The sequence below is a fragment of the Streptomyces sp. TRM64462 genome (assembly GCF_013362995.1).
GTDB lineage: Bacteria > Actinomycetota > Actinomycetes > Streptomycetales > Streptomycetaceae > Streptomyces.
This window is the reverse complement of the sequence record NZ_JABWDV010000257.1, coordinates 1-22,199: the sequence shown is the minus strand read 5'-3', so window position 1 is coordinate 22,199 and position 22,199 is coordinate 1. Positions and strand designations below refer to the sequence as shown.

Genomic DNA, 22,199 nt, shown 5'->3' with positions numbered 1-22,199 from the left:
ACGCACAGATGGACCTCTCGGCTGATTGGGGCGCTTTCGATGACACCTATGCTCGTCCAGCACCACCCCCACCCGGCCTCGGCCGCCCCCGCGGCGCCGGTCGCTCCGGGCCGCGCACGCGACTGGGCGGAGATCCAGGAGAGGATGCTGGTACCGCTCTACGAAGCGGTGTACGAGCACCTGGAGGTCGGCACCGGGACGCGGCTCCTGGGCCTCGGCTGCGGTTCGGGGCTCGCACTGCTCATGGCGGCCACGCGCGGCGCCCAGGTCACGGGCGTCGACACCGACCACGCGCGCGTGGACCTGGCCAGGCAGCGGCTCCTCCCCGACCCCGGAACACCCGGCACGCCCGGGACGGCCGGGACACCCGGCGGGACCGGGCACCCACGCGGCGGCCCCCGCCTGGAGACCAGGCTCCTGTACGGCGGACCCTCCGATGCCGCCGCATCCGACGACCAGGACCTCCCCGCGTACAACCTCGTCACGGCACTCCAGCCGATCGGGTGCACCGCGGACGACGCCGACGGGCTCGTGCCCACCCTCACGGCCGCCGTGCCGCTCGCCGAGCGCGGCAGCGCCGTCGTCCTGGCCGGCTGGGGACCGCCCGAGCGGTGCGCCACCACCGGCGTCCTGCGCATCGCGTGTCGCCTCACGGAACGGCTGCGCGGCCGCGGGGCGTGGCGGCCCGCCCTCAGGGACGACCTGGAGGACGTGGCCGCGCGGGCGGGCCTGCACCCCGACGGGTCCGGGCGCGTGTCGTGCCCGTTCGGGTACGCGGACACCGACAGCGCCGTACGCGGGCTGCTCTCCACCGGGCACTTCGACGCGGCGGTCGAGGCCTCCGACCAGGAGACCGTGGAGAAAGAGATCACCGAGGCGCTGCACCCGCACACCCGCCCCGACGGCACGGTGTGGATGCCGAACGTCTTCCGGTATCTGGTCGCCAGGATCCCGTGAGCCGCGCCGCCCGGGGCTTCGTTCAGGGCCCCGGGGGCGCCTCCTCCGGCCGGCCGCCTTCAGGCCGGCCGTCGTCATGCCCGGCGGTCCCCGGCCCCTCGTTCTCCGGCCCCGCGGTCCCCGGCCCCGCGGTCCCCGGCCCCGCGGCCTCCGCGCCCTCCGGCCCGTCGTCCTCCTTGGCCAGGCGGGTGATGCCCGCGGCCCGGTAGGCCGCCGCCTCGTCGAGGGTCTCGTTCTCCAGCAGGGCCGCCGCCAGCGCGTCCAGCCGGTCCCGGTTCGCCCGCAGCAGCGCGCAGGCACTCTCGTAGCACTCGTCGACGATCCGCCGCATCTCGCTGTCCACCGCGTCCAGCGTCGCCGGCGCGGCCGAGAGTCCGTACGCCTGCTGCGCGTCCGACGGGATCGCCGTGAGCCGCCCCACGCGGCCGCTCATCCCCCACCGACCGACCATGCCGCGGGCCATGTTCGTCACCTGCTCCAGGTCGCTCTCGGACCCCGTCGTCACCACCCCGAAGACCACCTCCTCGGCCGCCATGCCCCCGAGCGCCCCGATGATCCGGCCCCGCAGATACTCCTCGGTGTACGCGTACTTGTCCGTCTCCGGCGTCGACAGCGTCACGCCCAGCGCCCGCCCGCGCGGCACGATCGTCACCTTCCGCACCGGGTCGGCGCCCGGCTGGAGCATCCCCAGCAGCGCGTGACCGCTCTCGTGGTACGCCGTACGGCGCCGCTCCCCCACCGGCATGACGAGCTGCCGCTCGGCACCCAGCTGGACCTTCTCCAGGGCGTCCGACAGGTCCGCCTGCGTCACCCGCTCCTGACGGCGCTTGACCGCGAGCAGCGCCGCCTCGTTGGCGAGATTGGCCAGTTCCGCACCGGTCATACCCGGTGTCGTACGGGCCACCTGCACCAGATCGACATCGGCGGCGAGCGGGATGTCCCGGGTGTGGATGCGCAGGATCGCCGCCCGGCCGCCCCGGTCCGGCGGGCTCACGTTCACGATCCGGTCGAACCGGCCCGGCCGCGTGAGGGCCGGGTCGAGGACGTCGGCCCGGTTGGTCGCCGCGATCACGATGACGCCCTCCGAGCCGGAGAAGCCGTCCATCTCGGTCAAGATCTGGTTGAGGGTCTGCTCGCGTTCGTCGTGACCGCCCATGCCGGCGCCCGCGCCGCGGGCCCGCCCGATGGTGTCGATCTCGTCGATGAAGATGATCGCGGGCGCGACCTTCCGGGCCTCGTTGAACAGCTCCCGTACGCGGGAGGCGCCCACGCCCACGATCATCTCGATGAACTCGGACGCCGACGCCGAGAAGAACGGAACCCCCGCCTCCCCCGCCACGGCCCGCGCCAGGAGCGTCTTGCCCGTACCGGGCGGGCCCGACAGCAGCACACCGCGCGGCATCTTGGCGCCCATGCGCCAGTAGGCATGCGGGTTCTTCAGGAAGTCGACGACGTCGTTCAGCTCGCCCGCGACCTCGTCGATGCCCGCCACGTCCGCGAAGGTCGTCCGCCCTCCGGCCTCCACCTCGACCGGTTTCGGCGGTGCCTTCGCACCGAACATGCCGCCCGCCCCGCCGGCGAGCCGGGCGCTCATACGGCGCGCGATGAACAGCCACAGCACGACGAGCAGTACGAGCGGGGCCAGCGAGAACAGCAGGTTCGCCAGGAAGCTCGGCCGCTCCACGACCGGCTCGGCGGTCACGGTCACGTTCTGCGCCGTCAGCGTCGCCCACAGATCGTCCTCGGCGAACGCCGGGCGCTGCGTCGTGAACTTCGTGTAGTCGCCGTCGCCGTCCGGGACCGGCTGCTTCTCCTTCAGCTCGCCCTCGATGGCGTCGCCCTTGGAGTAGATCGTGGCCACGTTCCCGGCCGTGACCTGCCTGCTGAACTCGGTGTACGAGATGGTCGGCTCGTCGCCCTCCCCGTTGAACAGCGACAGGATCAGGTTGGTGAGGAGGAACAGCACCAGCGCGGTGACGACCAGTCCGACCCAGCCGCCGGGCATCTTCCGCTTCGGCGGCGGCGGAGGCGGAGCGCCCTCGGAACGCCACGGCTGATCGGTGCGGTCGCGTGGGGGCACGGAACTGGTCACGCTGCGATTATGAAAGACCGCCACAAAACCGGCATGACGGATACGTACGCGTGGACCAGCGCGGGAGTGCGTAAGGGGCACCCCTCCATGGAGGGGTGCCCCTTACCTGAGCGCTACGAGTGAAGGTCAGCCCATGAACTTCTTGAACTCGTCCGGAAGCTCGAAGTCCTGCCCCGGCTGGCCGGCCGGAAGCCCGAACGCCCCGCCCTGCTGCGCCGCCTGCTCCCGGCGCGCGGCCTCGGCCTGCTCCTCGGCCTTCCGCTTCATCGGGTTGCCGCTGCGGCGCTTGCCCTTGGCCTGCTTCTGCTGCTTCTTCTGCCGGCCGGGGCCGCCGCCCATGCCCGGGATCCCCGGCATGCCCGGCATACCGCCGCCCTGCGCCATGCGCGACATCATCTTCCGCGCCTCGAAGAACCGCTCCACCAGCGACTTCACGGCGCTGACCTCGACACCGGAACCGCGGGCGATCCGCGCGCGCCGCGAACCGTTGATGATCGTCGGGTCCTGGCGCTCCGCCGGGGTCATCGACTTGATGACCGCGGCGGTGCGGTCGACCTCCCGCTCGTCGATGTTGTTGATCTGCTCCCGCATCTGGCCCATGCCCGGCATCATCCCGAGGAGCTTCGAGATGCTGCCCATCTTCCGGACCTGCTCCATCTGGGCCAGGAAGTCGTCGAGCGTGAAGTCCTTGCCCTTGCTGCTCGCCAGCTTGGAGGCCATCTTGGCGGCCTCTTCCTGGCTGAAGGTCTGCTCGGCCTTCTCGATCAGCGACAGGATGTCGCCCATGCCGAGAATGCGGGACGCCATGCGGTCCGGGTGGAACGCGTCGAAGTCGTCCAGCTTCTCGCCGTTGGAGGCGAACATGATCTGGCGGCCGGTGACGTGCGCGATGGAGAGCGCGGCACCACCGCGCGCGTCGCCGTCGAGCTTCGACAGGACGACGCCGTCGAAGCCGACGCCGTCGCGGAACGCCTCGGCGGTGTTGACGGCGTCCTGGCCGATCATCGCGTCGACGACGAAAAGAATCTCGTTGGGCTGGACCGCGTCCCTGATGTCGGCGGCCTGCTGCATCATCTCCTGGTCGATGCCCAGGCGACCGGCGGTGTCGACGATCACAATGTCGTGCTGTTTGGTCCGCGCGTACTCGATCGAGTCCTTCGCGACCTGGACCGGGTCGCCGACACCGTTGCCCGGCTCCGGTGCGTAGACGCCGACGCCGGCGCGTTCGGCGACGACGCTGAGCTGGTTGACGGCGTTCGGGCGCTGGAGGTCGCACGCGACGAGCAGCGGAGAGTGCCCCTGGCCCTTCAGCCACAGGCCGAGCTTTCCGGCGAGGGTGGTCTTACCGGCACCCTGGAGACCGGCGAGCATGATCACGGTCGGGGGCTGCTTGGCGAAGCGCAGACGGCGGGTCTCCCCGCCCAAGATCGCAACCAACTCGTCGTTGACGACCTTGATCACCTGCTGCGAAGGATTGAGCGCCTTGGAGACCTCGGCCCCCAACGCCCGTTCCTTCACGTTCTTGATGAAAGCCCGAACGACCGGCAGAGCCACGTCCGCCTCAAGCAGCGCGATACGGATCTCACGTGCCGTGGCGTCGATGTCGGCCTCGGTAAGGCGGCCCTTGCCCCTGAGTGTCTTGAAAGTGGCGCTAAGGCGGTCGGAGAGGGTATCGAACACGGCGGTCGCGGATCCTCGGGTCTAGGGGGCGAGCGGACAGTCGGACTCAAGGGTATCTGGCCGTGCAAGAGAAGTGCCCTCGCCTGCCGGAACTGGCGGGCGAGGGCACAAGCCCCGCGTGCGCGGGGACCCATCACGCCCGCAGCGCCACCTCCAGCGCCCGTGCCACCTCCGACGCGGCCTCCCCCGGCAGCGGTGCGCCCTCGACATCCGTCACATAGAAGGCATCCACGGCGTTCGCGCCGAGGGTGCTCACGTGCGCGCTCCGCACCCGTACGTCCGCGCCCTCCAGGGCCCGGCCGATGCGGTGCAGCAGCCCCGGGGCGTCCTGGGCGCGGACCTCGATGACCGTGGCGCGCGCGGCGGAGCCCGCCGGGGCGACCGTGACGCGCGGCGGCGGGGCCTGTACGCCGCGGCGCCTCGGGTACGCGGCCTCGCGCTCGGCGAGGCGGGACGGGATGTCGAGGGTGCCGTCCAGGGCGCGCACGAGGTCGGCGCGCAGGCGCGCGGCCTGCGGGAGGGAGCCGTACTCGGCGGCGACGCGCCAGTTCAGAACCAGGACCGACGGCCCGCCCCCAGCCGCCTCCAGGTCGATGGCGCGGAGGTCGGCGGAGCGGACGGTGAGCCGGTGCAGGGCCAGGACGCCGGCGACGGCGGGCAGGACGCCGGGCTGGTCGGGCAGGGCGATGAGGAGCTCCACGCCGACGGGTTCCGGCTCGGCCTCGTCGTGTGCCGCCTCGTGCTGGGCGTGCAGGGTGAGGACCGGCTCCCCGGTGCGCAGGGCCTCCACGGCCAGGCGTTCCTCCTCCGCGCCGGGCGCTGTGGGCTCGGCCACCTGCGGGGCGTCGCCGGCCAGTGCGCCCGCCACCCGCTTGACCAGGTCGGCGACGAGCGAGGCCCGCCACGAGGACCAGGCGGCGGGGCCTGTGGCGAGGGCGTCGGCCTCCGTGAGGGCGTGCAGGAGCTCCAGCGTGGAGGCGCTGCCGACGGCTTTCGCGACGGATTCGACGGTCGCCGGGTCTTCCAGGTCCCGGCGGGTCGCGGTGTCGACGAGGAGGAGGTGGTGCCGTACCAGCGTCGCGAGGACCGCCGCGTCCGTCTCGTCGAAGCCGATGCGTACGGCGACGTCCCTGGCGATGGTCTCGCCTGCGACGGAGTGGTCGCCTGGCCAGCCCTTGCCGATGTCGTGGAGGAGCGCGGCGACGAGCAGCAGGTCGGGGCGGCCGACGCGGCGGGTCAGGGAGGAGGCGCGTACGGCGGCTTCGACGAGGTGGCGGTCGACGGTCCAGGTGTGGACGGGGTTGCGCTGGGGGCGGCAGCGTACGCGTTCCCAGTCGGGGATGAGCCGGGTGACCAGCCCTTCGGCCTCCAGGGCCTCCCAGACCGCGATCGTCGGTTCGCCCGCGCCCAGCAGGGTGACGAGCTGCTCGCGGGCCTCGGCGGGCCAGGGCACGGGGAGCGGTTTCGCGGCGGTGGCGAGGCGGCGTACGGCGTGCCGGGAGAGGGGGATGCCGGTCTGGGCGGCCGCGGCGGCGGCGCGCAGCGGGAGGACGGGGTCGCGTTCGGGTTTGGCGGTGCGGGCGAGGACGGCCTCGCCGTCCATCTCGACGACGCCTTCGGCGAGCGGGGTGCGTTCGGGTTGCGGCTTGCCACCGCGGGCCCCACCGAGGGCGCCACCGCGGGCGCCGCCGAGGAGGGCGCGCAGCCGGGGCCGTGCGGAGCGGGCGCGCAGGACGCGGTGGACCTCGCGCCAGGTGACGTCGGAGGCGTAGGCGATGGTGCGCGCGGCCTCGTACACCTCGCGGAGCAGGGTGTCGGCGTCGAGGACGCCGAGGGCCTTGGCGACCTGGGTCTGTTCCTGGAGGGCGAGGCGGTCGGTGGCGCGTCCGGTGGTGAGGTGGAGGGCGTCGCGGGTGTCGAGGAGGGTGCGGGCGGCGTCGGCGAGGCCTTCGCGGGGGGCGTCGGCGAGCCAGGAGGCGGCGACGGCGCGCAGGGCGGTGGCGTCGCGGAGGCCGCCGCGGGCCTCCTTGAGGTCGGGTTCCAGCAGGAAGGGGAGCTCGCCGGCGCGTTCGGCGCGTTCCTGGCACAGCTCGTGGAGTTCGGGGAGGCGCTTGGGGGCCTGGTTGCGCCAGTCGGCGAGGACGGTGGTGCGGAGTGTGGCGACGAGGCCGACGTCGCCGGCGACGGGCCGGGCGTCGAGGAGGCCGAGCTGGACCTTGAGGTCGTCGGCGGCGGTTTCGCGGGCCTCGGCGGGGGTGCGTACGGAGTGGTCGAGGGCGAGGCCGAGGTCCCATACGGGGTACCAGACGCGGTCGGCGAGTGCGGCGACGGTGGCGGGGTCGGCTGTGCCGTCGTGGAGGAGGAGCAGGTCGAGGTCGCTGCGCGGGGAGAGTTCGCCGCGGCCGTAGCCGCCGACGGCGACGAGGGCGGTGCCGCGGGGCGGGGCGGCCGCCGCGAAGAGCGCGGCCAGCCAGTCGTCGGTGAGGCGGGCCAGGGCGGCACGGCGCGGCGGCCCGGGCCGGGCCTCCTGCTGGAGGAGGCTCAGCCGGGCCGCCGCGTAACCGCTGGGTCCCGAGTCTTCCGTTGTGTCGTTCGCTTCGAGGCTCGTCACCCAGCAGCTCCTCTACAGTGCGTCGGGTCCGCGTTCGCCGGTGCGGACGCGTACGGCGGTCTCGACGGGGACGCTCCAGACCTTGCCGTCACCGATCTTGCCGGTGCGGGCGGCCTTGACGACGACGTCGATGAGCTGTTCGGCGTCGTCGTCCTCGACGAGGACCTCGATACGGATCTTGGGGACGAGGTCGACGGTGTACTCGGCGCCGCGGTAGACCTCGGTGTGGCCGCGCTGGCGTCCGTATCCGCTGGCCTCGGTGACGGTCAGGCCCTGGACTCCGAATGCCTGGAGGGCTTCCTTGATCTCGTCGAGCCGGTGGGGCTTGACGATCGCGGTGATGAGCTTCATGCGTCCACCTTCTTGTTCTGCTGCGCTGCTGCCGCGGTCTGGCCGGCCGCGGGCACGGACTTGCGGGGGGCGGCGCCGCCGCCGGCTCCGCTGAAGTCGTACGCGGTCTCGGCGTGCTCGACCTGGTCGATGCCGGAGACCTCGTCGTCCTCGCTGACCCGCATGCCGATCGTCTTGTGGATGATCAGGGCGAGGACGGCGGAGACGACCAGAGAGTAGGCGAGGACCGCGACGACACCGATGAGCTGCTTGGTCAGCTGGTCGACGCCGCCGCCGTAGAAGAGGCCCTTGGCGTCGGACTGGACGCCGCCGGTGGCGAAGAAGCCGACGAGGAGGGAGCCGATGATGCCGCCGACGAGGTGGACGCCGACGACGTCGAGGGAGTCGTCGTAGCCGAACTTGTACTTGAGGCCGACGGCCATGGCGCACAGCAGACCGGCGATGGCGCCGACGGCGATGGCGCCGAGGGGGCTGACGGAGCCGCCGGCCGGGGTGATGGCGACGAGGCCGGCGACGGCGCCGGACGCGGCACCGAGGGTGGTGCAGGCGCCGTGGCGGATCTTCTCGTAGGCGAGCCAGGCGAGTACGGCGGCGGCGGTGGCGATCTGGGTGTTGATGAACATGACGGCGCCGACGCCGTCGTCGTTGCCGAGCCACGAGCCGGCGTTGAAGCCGAACCAGCCGAACCAGAGCAGTGCGGCGCCGAGCATGACGAGCGGCAGGCTGTGCGGCCGCATCGGGTCCCTCTTGAAGCCGACGCGCTTGCCGATGACCAGGATCACGCCGAGGGCTGCGGCGCCGGCGTTGATGTGGACGGCGGTTCCGCCGGCGAAGTCGATGACGCCCATGTCGAAGAGCCAGCCGCCCTCACCCCACACCCAGTGGGCGACGGGGAAGTAGACGATGGTGACCCAGAGCGTGATGAAGAGGACCCAGGCGCCGAACTTGACGCGGTCGGCGAGTGCGCCGCTGATGAGGGCGGGGGTGATGATCGCGAACATCAGCTGGAAGACGGCGAAGACGAAGACGGGGATGGTCGTGGCGCCCCAGACCTCGTCGCGTCCGATGCCGGTGAGTCCGACGAACTCGGATGACCAGCCGACGACCGATCCGATGTCGGTGCCGAAGGCGATGCTGAAGCCGTAGAGCACCCAGAGGATGGTGACGATCCCGAGGCTGATGAAGCTCATCATCAGCATGTTCAGGGTGCTCTTGACGCGGACCATGCCTCCGTAGAAGAAGGCCAGGCCGGGGGTCATGAGCATCACCAGGGCGGAGCAGATGAGCATGAATCCGGTGTTGGCGGCAGAGATGGCGGGTGCTTCCTCTGCGGCGAGCGTCAGGATGCCTGGGGGCATCGGCGTTCTCCTCGTCGTCGTTCGGCCTGTGCGGGGGCGCGGAGCCGGGGCTGCGCGGCTATGAGGGGTGGCCGGTTATGACGCAGGAGATTCGCGCAGCGCGGTTTCCGCAGATGCCGCACGATGTTTCGCCGCAGTGACGAAGAGGGCGGATGTGTTACGCCGCTATGAACTGCCGGATCACGGATGGGTAACGGGGCTATCCTCTGCCCCTGTCATGGACCGGCCGCGACAGCTTCACCCTGTTGACCTGGCGGTGGGGGAACCGAGTCGGGCTGTACGGGGTGGCTGTCGCGGCCGGGGTCTGTGCGGGGGGGATACGGGCTCTGGATGGGGGTCGGACGGGTCAGACGGCTTCCGCGGTCTCGGGGAGATCGGTGGCGAGCTTCTCGGTGAGGTCGATGACCGCGGGGACGGCGCCGAAGTCGCGCACGGCGGTGTCGACGGTCTTGCGGAGCCGGGTGTTGACGCGTTCGGACCGGACGCGCTTGGCGATCCGCAGGGCTTCTTCGGCGCGTGCGGTGGCCTGCTCGGGTTCCCGCTTCAGCAGGTGCACGGTGGCCATGCCGACGAGGTTGAGCGCGTACGACCGCTGGTGCTCGTGGTCCTTCGCGAAGAGGTCGACGGCCCGCTCCATGACGGGTTCCGCGAGGGAGGCGTAGGTGGGGCTGCGGCCCGCCACGTAGGCGAGGTCGCGGTACGAGTGGGAGTTCTCGCCGTTGAGTTCGGCCTCGGAGAAGAACCGGATCCAGTCGGGTTCGGGTTCGCCGTCGAGGCCGACGTCCGCGAACGTGTCCTCGGCCATGCGGACCGCCCGCTTGCACTTGCTGGGCTGGCCCATGTTGGCGTAGGCGCGGGCCTCCATCGCATACAGCATGGCCTGGGTGCGGGCGGTGGCGCAGTCGCGGCTGCCGTACTGGGCGAGGTGGATGAGTTCGAGGGCGTCGTCGGGCCGTCCGAGGTGGATCATCTGACGGCTCATCGAGGAGAGGATGTACGAGCCGAGGGGCTTGTCGCCGGCTTCCTTCGCGGCGTGCAGGGCGAGCACGAAGTACTTCTGGGCGGTGGGCTGGAGGCCCACGTCGTAGCTCATCCACCCGGCGAGTTCGGCCAGTTCGGCCGCGCACCGGAAGAGCCGCTGGGCGGTGGCGGCGGGATGGGTCTCCTGGAGGAGGTCGGTGACCTCGTGGAGCTGCCCGACGACGGCCTTGCGCCGCAGTCCGCCGCCGCACTGGGCGTCCCAGGTGCGGAACATGACGGTGGTGGACTCCAGCATCTCCAGCTCGGCCTTGGAGAGCTTGTACGGGCGGCGGCTCGCGGCGGCGGGTTCGGTGCGGTCGGTGGCGGGGGTCGGGACCAGCCACCGCTGCATGGGCTCGATGAGCGCGGGCCCGGCGGCGAGGGCGAGTGAGGTGCCGAGGAAGCCACGGCGGGCGAGCATGAGGTCGCTGCGGGAGAAGTCGCTGAGCAGCGACACCGTCTGGGGCCCGGCCCAGGGCAGGTCGACGCCGGACACCGACGGTGACTGGTGCGCCGTGCGCAGGCCGAGGTCCTCGACGGCCACGACGGTGCCGAAACGCTCGGAGAACAGCTCCGACAGGATGCGCGGGATGGGCTCGCGAGGCTGTTCGCCGTCGAGCCAGCGCCGCACCCGCGAGGTGTCGGTGCTGATGTGATGTGCGCCCATCTGGCGCGCCCGGCGGTTCACTTGACGCGCCAGCTCGCCCTTGGACCAGCCGCTGCGTACGAACCACGAGCTGAGCTGCTCGTTCGGGCGCTTGCCGGTATTCGTACCGTCTGCGCCGCTGCCGCCCACTGGTAGGCCCCCATCCGCCGTATCGCCTGTTGTGCCCGAACCCATATCAGAATGCCGTGAGTCGAGGTCCGCCGTCCGGGGTTCGGCCCTTCGGACGGGCACCGGCGGTAGCCGGCTTGCCTCCGGCATACCCACGAGCGAGGACGGTACCCCGGGTTCGTGCACCGAAAGTAATCCTACGATCACCCGTCCCGCGAGGCCGATTCCATAAACGCCACCATTCGCCACCCCTTCGAATGAACTCGCCTGGGGCGGGGCGCGATTCACTTGACACATGACGATCGGGAGGCTGGCGCGTTGACGCACCCGGCGGCGCGCGCGGGGAGACGCACCCCCCTGTCCGCCTCCGCGCGCCACCCGGACGAGGGACTGTGCGACGCAGTGTCACGACGGTACTCCGGGTCGTAACCACCGGCGAGTTCTACCCGTTGGAGGGGGCATGGGCTTCACGATCGGCGGCACGCGCATCCGCGACATGCGGTCCGGATGGACGGGATTGACCGGCTTCACCGGGTTGACGGGGTCCCGCCGGCGGGCGCACCGCGCAGCGGAGTGCACGGTGGCGGCCGAGTACACCTGCCTCTGGGGCTGGGACGTGGTCCCGGGCGCGCGCGCCGCGTCCGGCCGGTGCTCCTGCGGCGACACGGCGTGTACGGCTCCGGGGGCGCACCCGCTGGGCTTCACGCCCGACGTGGTCGCGGGCGCCCCGCTCGACGCGGTCGCCGAGGCCTGGTCCCGGTTCCCGGGCGCGGCCCTGATGCTGCCGGTCGGCAGGGCGTTCGACGTCCTGGAGGTGGCCGAGGAGGCGGGGCGGCGGGCGCTGGTGCGGCTGGAGCGGATGGGGGTGCCGCTGGGGCCGGTGTGCGTGACGCCGGCGGGGCGGGCGCAGTTCTTCGTGGCGCCCGGGGCGGCGGCGGAGCTGCCGCGGCTGCTGTACCGGATGGGGTGGGACGACGCGGACCTGGACCTGCGGTGCCTGGGGCCGGGCGATCACATCACGGCGCCGCCGTCGGATCTGGGCGGTCTGGGGCCCGTGCGGTGGCTGCGGGCGCCGTCGCTCGACGCGGCGCACGCGCCGCCGCAGGCCCGGCTGCTGCTGGGCACGCTGGCGTACATCTGCCACCGCGCCTGAGCCCGCCCCCTTCCCGAGACTGGGGGCTCCGCCCCCAGACCCCCGTTCGCGCCTGAACGGCGCTCGTCCTCAAACGCCGGACGGGCTGAAAATCAGCCCCTCCGGCGCTTGAGGAGCGGGTTCGGGGGCGGAGCCCCCGATTTGTGGGGCTAGTCGCCGATGAGGGCGTCCACGAAGGCGTCCGGTTCGAAGGGCGCCAGGTCGTCGGGGCCCTCGCCCAGGCCGACGAGCTTCACCGGGACGCCCAGCTCGCGCTGGACCGCCACAACGATGCCGCCCTTGGCAGTGCCGTCCAGCTTGGTCAGCACGATGCCCGTGATGTCGACGACCTCCGCGAAGACCCGCGCCTGGACCAGGCCGTTCTGGCCGGTGGTGGCGTCCAGGACCAGCAGGACCTCGTCGAGCGGGCCGTGCTTCTCGACGACGCGCTTGACCTTGCCGAGCTCGTCCATGAGGCCGGTCTTGGTGTGCAGACGGCCGGCGGTGTCGATGAGCACCACGTCGGCGCCCTCGGCGATACCTTCCTTCACCGCGTCGTACGCCACGGACGCCGGGTCGCCGGCCTCCGGGCCGCGGACCGTGCGGGCGCCGACGCGCTCGCCCCAGGTCTGGAGCTGGTCGGCGGCGGCCGCGCGGAACGTGTCGGCCGCGCCGAGTACGACCGAGCGGCCGTCCGCGACGAGGACGCGGGCCAGCTTGCCCGTCGTCGTGGTCTTGCCGGTGCCGTTCACGCCGACGACCATGACGACGCCCGGCGTGTCCATGCCGCTCTCGGTCTTGACCGTGCGGTCGTAGTCGCCGAGCAGGGTCAGCAGCTCTTCGCGCAGCAGGGCGCGCAGCTCGTCCGGGGTGCGGGTGCCGAGGACCTTCACGCGCTCGCGCAGGCGCTCCACGAGCTCCTGGGTGGGGGTGACGCCGACGTCGGCGGTGAGGAGGGTGTCCTCGATCTCCTCCCACGTGTCCTCGTCGAGGTGCTCGCGGGACAGCAGGGTGAGGAGGCCCTTGCCGAGGGAGTTCTGGGAGCGGGCCAGCCGGGCGCGCAGCCGGACGAGGCGGCCGGCGGTCGGTTCGGGGACCTCGATCTCGGGGGCCGGGGGTGCGGCCATGACCGGGTCTTCGACGGCGGTCGGCTCTTCGAGGATCTCCTCGGCGGTCGGGAGGTCGACCTCTTCGATCGTGCGGCGCGCCCCTTCGCGCGGTGTCTCCGCCTCCTCGCCGATGTGCGGTTCGGCGGGCGGCGCGGTGACGGTCGGGGTGGCGGACGGGGCCTCCGGCGGCGGCAGCTGCTTGGTCCGGCGGCCGCTCACCACGAGGTAGCCGGCCACTCCGACCGCGACCAGGGCGATGACTACAGCAAGGATGACGAATTCCATGGTCCGTCCAGTATGCGCGACGCGGCCGGGCCACCCTTGCCGGAATATCCCTTTTCGGGTAATTCTGCGATGAATGTATGAGAGCCGGGGTCTGGAGCCCGTGCCCGACGCCGAGCGCGCCGGCCGCGTCCGTGAGCTGTTCCCGACGTGGGTGGCGGCGAACATCACGGTTCTGTTGCTGACGGTGGGCGCGGGTCTGGTGGTGCTGCACGGGCTGAACTTCTGGCAGGTGCTGGTGGTCGCGGTGACGGCGCCGGTCGTCTCGTACGGGATCGTCGGCCTGGTGTCGGTCGCGGGCAAGCGGGGCGGGGCGCCGGGGATGGCGCTGTCACGGGCCGTGTTCGGGCAGCGCGGGAATCTGCTGCCGGGCTCGGTGATCTGGGTGGCGCGCTGGGGCTGGGAGACGATCAACGCGGTGACGGGCGCGTACGCGCTGCTGACGGTGCTGGACCTGGCGTTCGGGGTGCGGGTCGGGACGCCGCTGATCGTGGTGACGCTGCTGCTCTTCGTGGGGTCGACGTTCCTGGTGTCGGGGCTGGGGATCGGGGCGTTGCGGGTGTGCTGCCGGTGGTCGGCGTATCTGTTCGGGGGGTTCTCGGTGCTGGTCCTCGTCCATCTCGTGGCGCGGACCGACTGGGGCGCGGTGTTCGGGCGGCCGCCGGGGCCGGTGTCGATGATGGCGGTGGGGGTGGGGACGCTCGCGGCGGGGGCGATCAGCTGGGCGCCGTCGGCGCCGGACTTCACGCGCTATCTGCCGCGTGCGGCGTCGGGCCGGGCGGTGGTGGGCGTGACGGTCACGGGGGCGGCGGTCGTGGTGGTGCCGCTGGTGCTGATGGGGACCGTGATGGCGGTGTCGACGCCGGGGCTGGCCCGGACGCAGGACCCGGTGTCGTTCATCGGCACGCTGCTGCCGCTGTGGCTGTCGGTGCCGTATCTGCTGATCGCACTGGTGGGCATGCTGCTGATCAACGCGCTGTCGATGTACTCGGCGGGGTTCACGGCGCAGACGCTGGGAGTGCGGCTGCCGCGCGCGTGGGCGGTGGCGGTGAACGCGGTGATCAGTCTGGTGCTGGGGTTTCTGCTGATGGTGGTGGTGAGCAGCTTCCTGGGGGCGTTCCTGTCGTTCCTGACGCTGCTGGGGGTGGCGTTCTCCGCGTGGATCGGGGTGTTCGGCGCGGACATGCTGCGGCGGAGGTCGTACGACGGTACGGCGCTGCTGGACACGGGCCGGTCGAGTGCGTACTGGTACCGGGGCGGGTTCGCGTGGCGGGCCGTCGCCGCGTGGGGTGCGGCGCTGGCGGTGGGGCTGCTGTTCACGCGCGTGGACTGGTTCGCGGGGCCGCTGGCCGGGAGCTGGCCGGGGCGGCACGGGCTCGGCTGGGTGGTGACGGTGCTGGTGGCGGCAGGCGTGTACGGGGCCGCGACTGCCCCGGCACGCGCGGAAGGCGCGGGCCGGGGCAGTCGGAAGGTCGAGGAGAGGGGCAGCGGGGATTAGCCCATCTCCTCCAACGCCTTGCCCTTGGTCTCCTTCACGAACTTGAGCACGAAGGGGATGGAGAGCACGGCGAAGACCATGTAGAGGACGTACGTGCCGGAGAGGTTCCAGTCGGCGAGGGACGGGAAGCTCGCGGTGATGAGCCAGTTGGCGACCCACTGGGCGGAGGCGGCGACGCCGAGGGCTGCGGCGCGGATGCGGTTGGGGAACATCTCGCCGAGGAGCACCCAGACCACCACGCCCCACGAGAGGGCGAAGAAGAGGACGAAGGCGTGCGCGGCGACGAGGGCGACGACGCCCTGCGTAGCGGGCAGCTTGCCGCCGACGAGGTCGGCGGAGAACGCCCACGCCTCGCAGGCGAGCGCGAGCGCCATACCGGCGGAGCCGACGAGGGCGAGCGGCTTGCGGCCGACCCGGTCGACGAGGACCATCGCGATCACGGTGCCGACGATGTTGATGATCGACGTGGTGAACGAGTAGAGGAACGAGCTCGACGGGTCGACGCCGACGGACTGCCACAGCGTCGCGGAGTAGTAGAAGGCGACGTTGATGCCGACGAGCTGCTGGAAGACGGACAGGCCGATGCCGACCCAGACGATCGGCAGCAGGCCGAAGCGGTTGCCGAGCAGGTCCTTGAAGGTGGACTTGTGCTCGCGGTGCATGGCGTCCTCGATCTCGGCCACGCGCGCGTCGAGGTCGACGGTGTGGCCCTCGACCTCGGTGAGGACCTCGCGGGCGCGGGCGTGCCGGCCGGCGGAGATCAGGAAGCGCGGCGACTCGGGGATGGCGAAGGACAGCAGTCCGTACAGCACGGCCGGGAGGACCTCGACGCCGAGCATCCACTGCCAGGCCTCCAGGCCGGCGATCTCGCCGCGCTGCTGTCCGTCGGCCGTGTTGAGGATGGCCCAGTTGACCAGCTGGGAGACGGCGATGCCGATGACGATGGCGGCCTGCTGGAAGGAGCCGAGGCGGCCGCGGTAGGCGGCGGGGGCGACCTCGGCGATGTAGGCGGGGCCGATGACGGAGGCCATGCCGATGCCGAGGCCGCCGACGACCCGCCAGAAGGCCAGGTCATAGAGGGTGAAGGGCAGGGCCGAGCCGATGGCGCTGACCGTGAACAGGACGGCGGCGATCTGCATGACGCGGATGCGGCCGATGCGGTCGGCGATCCGGCCGGCGGTCGCGGCGCCGACGGCGCAGCCGATGAGCGCGATGGCGATGACCTGGGCGAGCGCACCGGAGCCGACGTCGTAGCGGTCCCGGATGGCCTCGACGGCGCCGTTGATGACGGCGCTGTCGTAGCCGAAGAGGAAGCCGCCCATCGCGGCGGCGGCCGTGATGAAGACGACGTGGCTGAGGTGGTCCGGATGGGCCTGCCTGGCGCCCGAGACCGGGGGCCGCGCGGTGCTGGTCACGTGTACGTACTCCTGGGCCTGGCGCCGTCGCCGGGCGTCGGGGGCGAGCCCTTCAAGTGGCGCACAGGCGCACGCCACCCACCACTTGAAGGTAAAAACAACGTTGCAGAGACTATGCCTTCAAGTTTCGAAGTCAATAGGGCGCGTGATGTGACATGAAGCGCAGGCGTTCGAGCGGTTGCGTTCAGGTGTTGAAATTGATCAGCGGAGGCGCTGGCTGATGACCTTCGAGACGCCGTCGCCCTGCATGGACACGCCGTACAGCGCGTCGGCGACCTCCATGGTCCGCTTCTGGTGGGTGATCACGATGAGCTGGGAGCTCTCCTGGAGCTCTCGCATGATCCGGATGAGCCGCTGGAGGTTGGTGTCGTCGAGCGCGGCCTCCACCTCGTCCATCACGTAGAACGGGCTCGGCCGGGCCTTGAAGATGGACACCAGCAGGGCGACGGCCGTCAGGGACCGTTCGCCGCCGGAGAGCAGGGACAGCCGCTTGACCTTCTTGCCGGGCGGGCGGGCCTCGACGTCCACGCCGGTGGTGAGCATGTTGTCGGGGTCGGTCAGGACGAGCCGGCCCTCTCCGCCCGGGAAGAGCCGGGAGAACACGCCCTCGAACTCGCGTGCGGTGTCCCGGTACGCCTCGGTGAAGACCTGCTCGACGCGCTCGTCGACCTCCTTCACGACCTGGAGGAGGTCGGCGCGGGTCTTCTTCAGGTCGTCGAGCTGCTCGGACAGGAACTTGTGGCGTTCCTCCAGCGCCGCGAACTCCTCCAGGGCGAGCGGATTCACCTTTCCGAGCTGCTGATAGGCCCGTTCGGCGGACTTGAGCCGCTTCTCCTGCTCGGCGCGTACGAAGGGGCGGGCCTGGTTGCGCGGGTGCTCCGGGTCGTCGGGGAGCTGCTCGCCGTCGGCGGGCGGGGCGGGCGGTACGAGCTGGTCGGGGCCGTACTCGGCGACGAGCGCGGCGGGCTCGACGCCGAGCTCCTCCAGCGCCCGGGTCTCCAGCTGCTCGATGCGCAGACGCTTCTCGGCGCCCAGGACCTCGCCGCGGTGCACCGAGTCCGTGAGCTTGTCCAGCTCGGCCTTGAGGTCGCGGCCCTCGGTGCGGGCGGCGGCGAGTTCCTGTTCCCGGGCGGCCTTGGCGGAGCCGGCGGCGGACCGTTCCTGTTCGGCGCGTACGAGGGACACCTCGATGTGCGCCAGGAGCTGTCGGGCCCCGGAGGCGACGGCCGCGGCGACCTCCGCCTCGTGGCGCAGCCGGGCGCGCTGCTGCGCGGCGCGGGCGCGGGCCTCGCGTTCGGCGCGGGCGGCGCGGTCGAGGGAGTCGGCGCGGCCTGCCAGGCCCTTGACGCGTTCCTCGTGGGTGCGGACCTGGAGGCGGGCCTCCATCTCGGTCTGGCGGGCGTTGGCGCCGTCGGCGGCGAGGCGGTCCCGTACGGAGGTGTCGGGCTCCTCGTCGACGGGGGTCTCCTGGGCGACGAGGAGCCGTTCGGCGAGCTCCTCGGCCTCCTCGACGGCCCGGTCCAGGGCCTCCTGGGCGCGGGCGACGGCGGCGTCGGTGCGTTCGGCCTCGCCGGCGGCGCCCCGGGCCTGGCCCGCGAGGCGGCCGAGCTGCTGGGCGACGGCGGACTTCTCGCGGTCGGCGGTACGGCGCCGCTCCCCCAGCTCCTCGACGCGGGCCGCGTGGGCGCGCCGCAGCTCGGCCGCCTCCTCCTGCCGTGCGGCGAGGTCGTCGCACCGTACGGCCAGTTCGGCCAGCTCCGCGGCGGCCTCGTCCACGGAGGCCTGCACCTCCAGGAGGCTGGGCGCCCCGGCGGAGCCGCCCTGCGCGAAGTGGGCGCCCAGCAGGTCGCCGTCGGCCGTGACCGCGGTGAGCCCGAGGCGGGCGTACACGAGCTCCTCGGCGTCCTCCAGGGTGCCGACGACCACGACGCCCCGCAGCAGGCGCCGCACGGCGGGCAGCAGCGTGTCGGGGCCCCGCACCAGGTCGGCGGCGTACGTGGCGCCCGCCACGCGCGCGTGGGCCGCCGGGCCGGTGTCGTGCTGGGCGCCCCGGGCGCCGCCGTCCACCTGGGCGTGCGGGCCGCCGGAACCCCCCTGCACGTCCGGGGCCTGCCCGGGGTCCGGCACGCGCGCGTAGTCACCGTCCCGGGCGCCATGGCCCCCGGCCTCATGGGCGTCCCCGGCAACCCGCGCGCCCGGCACCCGCAGAGGGTCACCGCCCAGCGCCTCGCGACCGCCCTGGGCCTCGCGGCCGCCCTGGGCCTCGTCGCCACCGGGGGCGCCGCCGTCCACCCGGGCGCCACGGCCCACCTCGGCGTCCCGGCCACCCCGGGCCTCTCCCGCACCCCCCGGCACCGCCGCACCTTCGCGGCCCTCGCCGCAGCCACGGGATCCACCGTCCACCCGCAGGCCGCTGTCCACCTCGGGGTCCCGGCCATACCGGGCCTCCCCGGCATCCGACACCCGCGCACCGCCACGGCCCTCGCCGTCGCCGCTGGCGCCACCATCCACCCGCGCACCGCCACGGCCCTCTTCGCCGCCGGCGCCACCATCCACCCGCGCGCCAGCGCCCACCCGCGCGCCGCCGTCCTCCCGGGCGCCACCGCCCGCCCGAAGGCCGCCGCCCACCCCGGCGTCCCGCCCGCACTCGGCCTCCCCGGCGCCCGGCACGCGCGCGTAGTCGCCGTTCGGGGCGTCGTGGCCATCTCGGGGCTCCAGTGGTTCCCGTGCCTCGGGGACGTCCCCGGTCGCCCGGGCGGTCCGCGCGGCGGCCTCGTCGTCCGGTGCGCCGCCCAGCAGCAAGGCGGCGCGTCCCGCGTCCTGTTTGCGGAGGAGCCGCAGCGCCTCGGCGGCGGTGGACGGGCCGGTCACGGCGAGGGCGTCGGCGGCGGCGCCGAGGGCGGCGGCGACCGGCACCTCGTACCCGGGGGTGACCGTGAGCAGCCCGGCGGCGGGCCCGAGCAGTCCCGTGAGCCGGTCGCCGGCCTCCAGCAGCGCGCCGGTGCCGTCCTTGCGGCGCAGCCCAAGCGCGAGCGCATCGTGCCGGGCCTGGGTGGCGGCACGGCTCCGTTCGGCGGCCGTGGCCGCCTCGCGTGCGGCGGTGAGCGCGGCCTCGGCGTCGGCGAGCTGCCGCTTGGCGGTGTCGTGGGCGGCGGCGAGTTCGGCGTCGTCGGCGTCGAGCCCGTCGACCTCGGCCTTGAGCCGCTCGTACTCCTCCTGGGCGGTGACCGCGCGTTCCCGGGCCTCGTCGCGGGCGGTGGTCAGGCGGTCGATCTCGGCCTGCGCCGCGGCGGCGCGGGAGCGGGCGGCGCCGGCCTGGGCCGTGAGCCGGGCGAGGCCCTCGCGGCGGTCGGCGATGGCGCGCGCGGCGTCCTTGAGGCGGCGTTCCTCGGCGGTGAGGGCGCGCTCCAGTTCGGCGCGGTGGGCGACGGTGTCCTCCAGGGCGCGCTCGGCGGCCTCCAGGGCGGCTTCGAGCTCGGCCTCCTGCTCGCGGACGCGGGCGGCTTCCCGTTCCAGGTCCTCGGGGTCGCGGCCGCGGCGTTCCTCGACCGGCCGGTCGGTGGCGCTCCTGACGCGGGCGTCGGCCAGGGAGACGGTGCCGCGCACCCGTTCGGCCAGCCGGGACAGTTCGTACCAGGTGTGCTGGGCTCGCTCGACGCGCGGGGCGAGGCGGCGTACCTCGTCCTCCAGGGCGGCCTCGCGTGCCTGGGCGGCCTTCAGGTCGGCTTCGGCGCTCTCCTTGCGGGAGCGCAGCGCGGCCTCGTCGGCGATCTCGGCGCTCAGGGCTTCCCGGAGCCGTACGAGGTCGTCGGCGAGCAGCCGCAGCCGGGCGTCGCGGAGTTCGGCCTGGATGACGGCGGCGCGGCGGGCGACGGCGGCCTGCCGGCCGAGGGGTTTGAGCTGGCGGCGCAGTTCGTCGGTGAGGTCCTGGACGCGGGCGAGATTGGCCTGCATCGCGTCGAGTTTCCGCAGCGCCTTTTCCTTGCGCTTGCGGTGCTTGAGTACGCCCGCGGCCTCTTCGATGAAGGCGCGGCGGCCCATGGGGTCGGCGTGCAGGACTGAGTCGAGCTGGCCCTGCCCGACGATCACATGCATTTCCCGGCCGATGCCGGAGTCGCTGAGGAGTTCCTGGATGTCGAGGAGGCGGCAGGTGTCGCCGTTGATCTGGTATTCGCTGCCGCCGTTGCGGAACATGATCCGCGTAATGGTGACTTCGGCGTAGTCGATGGGCAGCGCGCCGTCGGAGTTGTCGATCGTGAGGGAGACCTCGGCGCGGCCGAGGGGCGGCCGGCCGGTGGTCCCGGCGAAGATGACGTCCTCCATCTTGCCGCCGCGCAGGGATTTGGCGCCCTGCTCGCCCATGACCCAGGAAAGCGCGTCGACGACATTGGACTTGCCGGAGCCGTTGGGACCGACGACGCAGGTGATGCCCGGTTCGAACCGCAGCGTGGTGGCGGAGGCGAACGACTTGAAACCGCGGAGGGTCAGGGCCTTGAGGTGCACGCCCCCGGACTCTACCTTCCGGGTTTCGTTTGACTCGTGAACGAGGAGGGCAGATCAGTCGGTAACCGGGGGGTACCGCCAGGTGAACGACGGGGGCCGCGAGCGGCCGGAAGGGGCGGTAGCGGTAAGGGCGCCGGAAGTGCCGTGAGAGGCCGGAAGGGGCCTTAAGGGCGGGAAAAGAAAGAAGGGACGCCGGAGCGCCCCTTGCATATCTGATCTCGCGAGAGTGTTTCTCACCGTCCCGCAGGCCCAGGTTCAGTTCTACGGGTTCCCTTGCGGGGGTCAGGTGAGCGCAGGCTCGCCCTTGGGTACGTCGATGTCGATGCCGTCGAGCAGCGGCTCGCGGTGAGCGGCGGCAGCGTTGAGCGCGTCATTCTCCGACTGGATCCGGACCAGCTCGGACTCCAGGTCCTGGACGCGCTGCTGAAGCCGTCGCATCTCGGCGAGCAGTCGCGGGTCGGTACCGCCGACATAACCGAGAAGCGCCTTTGCCATGATGGATGGTCCTCCACACTGAGTGACCGACCGTAGTGGTGTGGGTCGTGAGGGAAACGCACCCGAGGTGTCCGGCAGCATGGGGTGCCGCTGCGGTTCTCACTGCCAAACAGCTAAGGTGCCCGGGGCTTCCAGCGTCTCACCAAAAAGTTTGACGGTCAACACGATCACGCCCTGTATCAAGGGGCCACCGGGAGGTCCACGGCCGCTGACCATACGGCGGCGCCTCGCACACGGTGCCCGGAAGGGCGTCGAGATCATCCTTGCGTGCCGGGGCCTGGGTCACAACCCCTTCTCGGCAATCACCTGGTCATTTCTGTCGCATCGGGCGGTACGGCGTGCTGTACGGCCGCCTCCTGAAGGACTCCGAATGCCCGTGGGGAAAGGCTTTCGGGGCGTGCTTCAGCGGATCTCGAAGCCGTCGTATCCACCGCGCGGTGTGCCCCAGATCTCGGTCACTCCGTCCACATGTCCGGGTGTGTCGCCGGAGCGGAGCCAGTCCAGCAGGCGGTGGCAATTCTCACGCGGGCCCTCGGCGACGACCTGTACGCGGCCGTCGTCGAGGTTGAGGGCGAATCCGGTGAGGTCTCCGATGGCCAGCGCGTTCGCCCTGGTGAACCAGCGGAAGCCCACTCCCTGTACTCGTCCGCGTACCCAGGCGGTGATCCGTGCGTCGTCGTTCATGGCTGCACGCTAACCGGCCGATCGGTCCGCGATCGCTTCCCCTCCCCGTGTCATGGCGTACAGTCCCGACGCAATGAGCCTCACCCGTTCGGGTGTGTCACACGGGAAGCACGGGAAGCAGGAGGGCAGGGGAGATGGGACGCCATCGACGCTCCGGCGCCGCACCCGCCGCCGACGAGTCCGCGGCCGGGCAGCCGGCGGGCGGCAGCCGGCGCCGGGCCGGTGCGCGCCGGAAGA

The 22,199-nt window shown here is 72.3% G+C and carries 14 protein-coding genes; 3 read left to right on the top strand and 11 right to left on the bottom strand.

What is annotated here, in order from left to right; genetic code table 11:
- Window positions 1-39: 39 nt before the first annotated feature.
- On the top strand, window positions 40-957 hold the full coding sequence (locus HTZ82_RS11975) for a methyltransferase domain-containing protein (protein WP_175409330.1): 918 nt from the start codon (window positions 40-42) through the stop codon (window positions 955-957).
- 22 nt (window positions 958-979) lie between these two features.
- Here HTZ82_RS11975 and ftsH read toward each other — a convergent pair whose 3' ends face one another.
- From ftsH to HTZ82_RS11945, 6 genes are all read right to left on the bottom strand, one after another.
- Window positions 980-3,049, bottom strand: a complete 2,070-nt coding sequence (gene ftsH / locus HTZ82_RS11970) for an ATP-dependent zinc metalloprotease FtsH (protein ID WP_175409329.1) — start codon at window positions 3,047-3,049, stop codon at window positions 980-982.
- A 126-nt stretch (window positions 3,050-3,175) separates the two neighbouring features.
- The gene (gene ffh / locus HTZ82_RS11965; RefSeq protein WP_175409328.1) at window positions 3,176-4,729 is read right to left on the bottom strand and encodes a signal recognition particle protein; all 1,554 of its coding nucleotides are present in this window, start codon (window positions 4,727-4,729) and stop codon (window positions 3,176-3,178) included.
- A 133-nt stretch (window positions 4,730-4,862) separates the two neighbouring features.
- Window positions 4,863-7,340 (bottom strand): [protein-PII] uridylyltransferase, encoded by a 2,478-nt coding sequence (locus HTZ82_RS11960; RefSeq protein WP_175409327.1) that lies wholly within the window; start codon window positions 7,338-7,340, stop codon window positions 4,863-4,865.
- A 12-nt stretch (window positions 7,341-7,352) separates the two neighbouring features.
- Entirely contained in the window at window positions 7,353-7,691 is a 339-nt protein-coding gene (locus tag HTZ82_RS11955) for a P-II family nitrogen regulator (protein WP_175409326.1), read from the bottom strand.
- The gene (locus HTZ82_RS11950) at window positions 7,688-9,049 is read right to left on the bottom strand and encodes an ammonium transporter (protein ID WP_175409325.1); all 1,362 of its coding nucleotides are present in this window, start codon (window positions 9,047-9,049) and stop codon (window positions 7,688-7,690) included. The genes HTZ82_RS11955 and HTZ82_RS11950 overlap by 4 nt, the downstream gene beginning before the upstream one ends.
- 346 nt (window positions 9,050-9,395) lie before the next feature.
- Entirely contained in the window at window positions 9,396-10,865 is a 1,470-nt protein-coding gene (locus HTZ82_RS11945) for a hypothetical protein (RefSeq protein ID WP_175409324.1), read from the bottom strand.
- A 439-nt stretch (window positions 10,866-11,304) separates the two neighbouring features.
- Between HTZ82_RS11945 and HTZ82_RS11940 the strand changes: the two genes are divergently transcribed.
- Complete coding sequence (locus tag HTZ82_RS11940; protein ID WP_175409323.1) at window positions 11,305-11,997, top strand: bifunctional DNA primase/polymerase; 693 nt, start codon at window positions 11,305-11,307, stop codon at window positions 11,995-11,997.
- A 149-nt stretch (window positions 11,998-12,146) separates the two neighbouring features.
- On the opposite strand, the gene ftsY is transcribed toward HTZ82_RS11940, so the two are convergent.
- Window positions 12,147-13,370, bottom strand: coding sequence for a signal recognition particle-docking protein FtsY (ftsY, locus tag HTZ82_RS11935; RefSeq protein WP_175409322.1), 1,224 nt, complete (start codon window positions 13,368-13,370; stop codon window positions 12,147-12,149).
- A 73-nt stretch (window positions 13,371-13,443) separates the two neighbouring features.
- On the opposite strand from ftsY, the gene HTZ82_RS11930 reads away from it, so the two are divergent.
- Window positions 13,444-14,865, top strand: a complete 1,422-nt coding sequence (locus tag HTZ82_RS11930; protein WP_175409321.1) for a cytosine permease — start codon at window positions 13,444-13,446, stop codon at window positions 14,863-14,865.
- Here HTZ82_RS11930 and HTZ82_RS11925 read toward each other — a convergent pair.
- From HTZ82_RS11925 to HTZ82_RS11910, 4 genes are all read right to left on the bottom strand, one after another.
- Window positions 14,862-16,280 carry a sugar porter family MFS transporter gene (locus HTZ82_RS11925; RefSeq protein WP_175409320.1) on the bottom strand — a complete coding sequence of 473 codons (1,419 nt, stop codon included), beginning with the start codon at window positions 16,278-16,280 and terminating at the stop codon, window positions 14,862-14,864. The two genes, HTZ82_RS11930 and HTZ82_RS11925, sit on opposite strands and share 4 nt — an antisense overlap.
- A 201-nt stretch (window positions 16,281-16,481) precedes the next feature.
- A complete protein-coding gene (locus HTZ82_RS11920; protein ID WP_175409319.1) occupies window positions 16,482-20,783 on the bottom strand; it encodes an AAA family ATPase in 4,302 nt (1,433 codons plus the stop codon).
- A gap of 282 nt (window positions 20,784-21,065) precedes the next feature.
- Window positions 21,066-21,278, bottom strand: coding sequence for a hypothetical protein (locus tag HTZ82_RS11915; RefSeq protein WP_175409318.1), 213 nt, complete (start codon window positions 21,276-21,278; stop codon window positions 21,066-21,068).
- Between the two features lie 402 nt (window positions 21,279-21,680).
- Window positions 21,681-21,962 carry an acylphosphatase gene (locus tag HTZ82_RS11910; RefSeq protein WP_175409317.1) on the bottom strand — a complete coding sequence of 94 codons (282 nt, stop codon included), beginning with the start codon at window positions 21,960-21,962 and terminating at the stop codon, window positions 21,681-21,683.
- Between the last annotated feature and the right edge of the window lie 237 nt (window positions 21,963-22,199).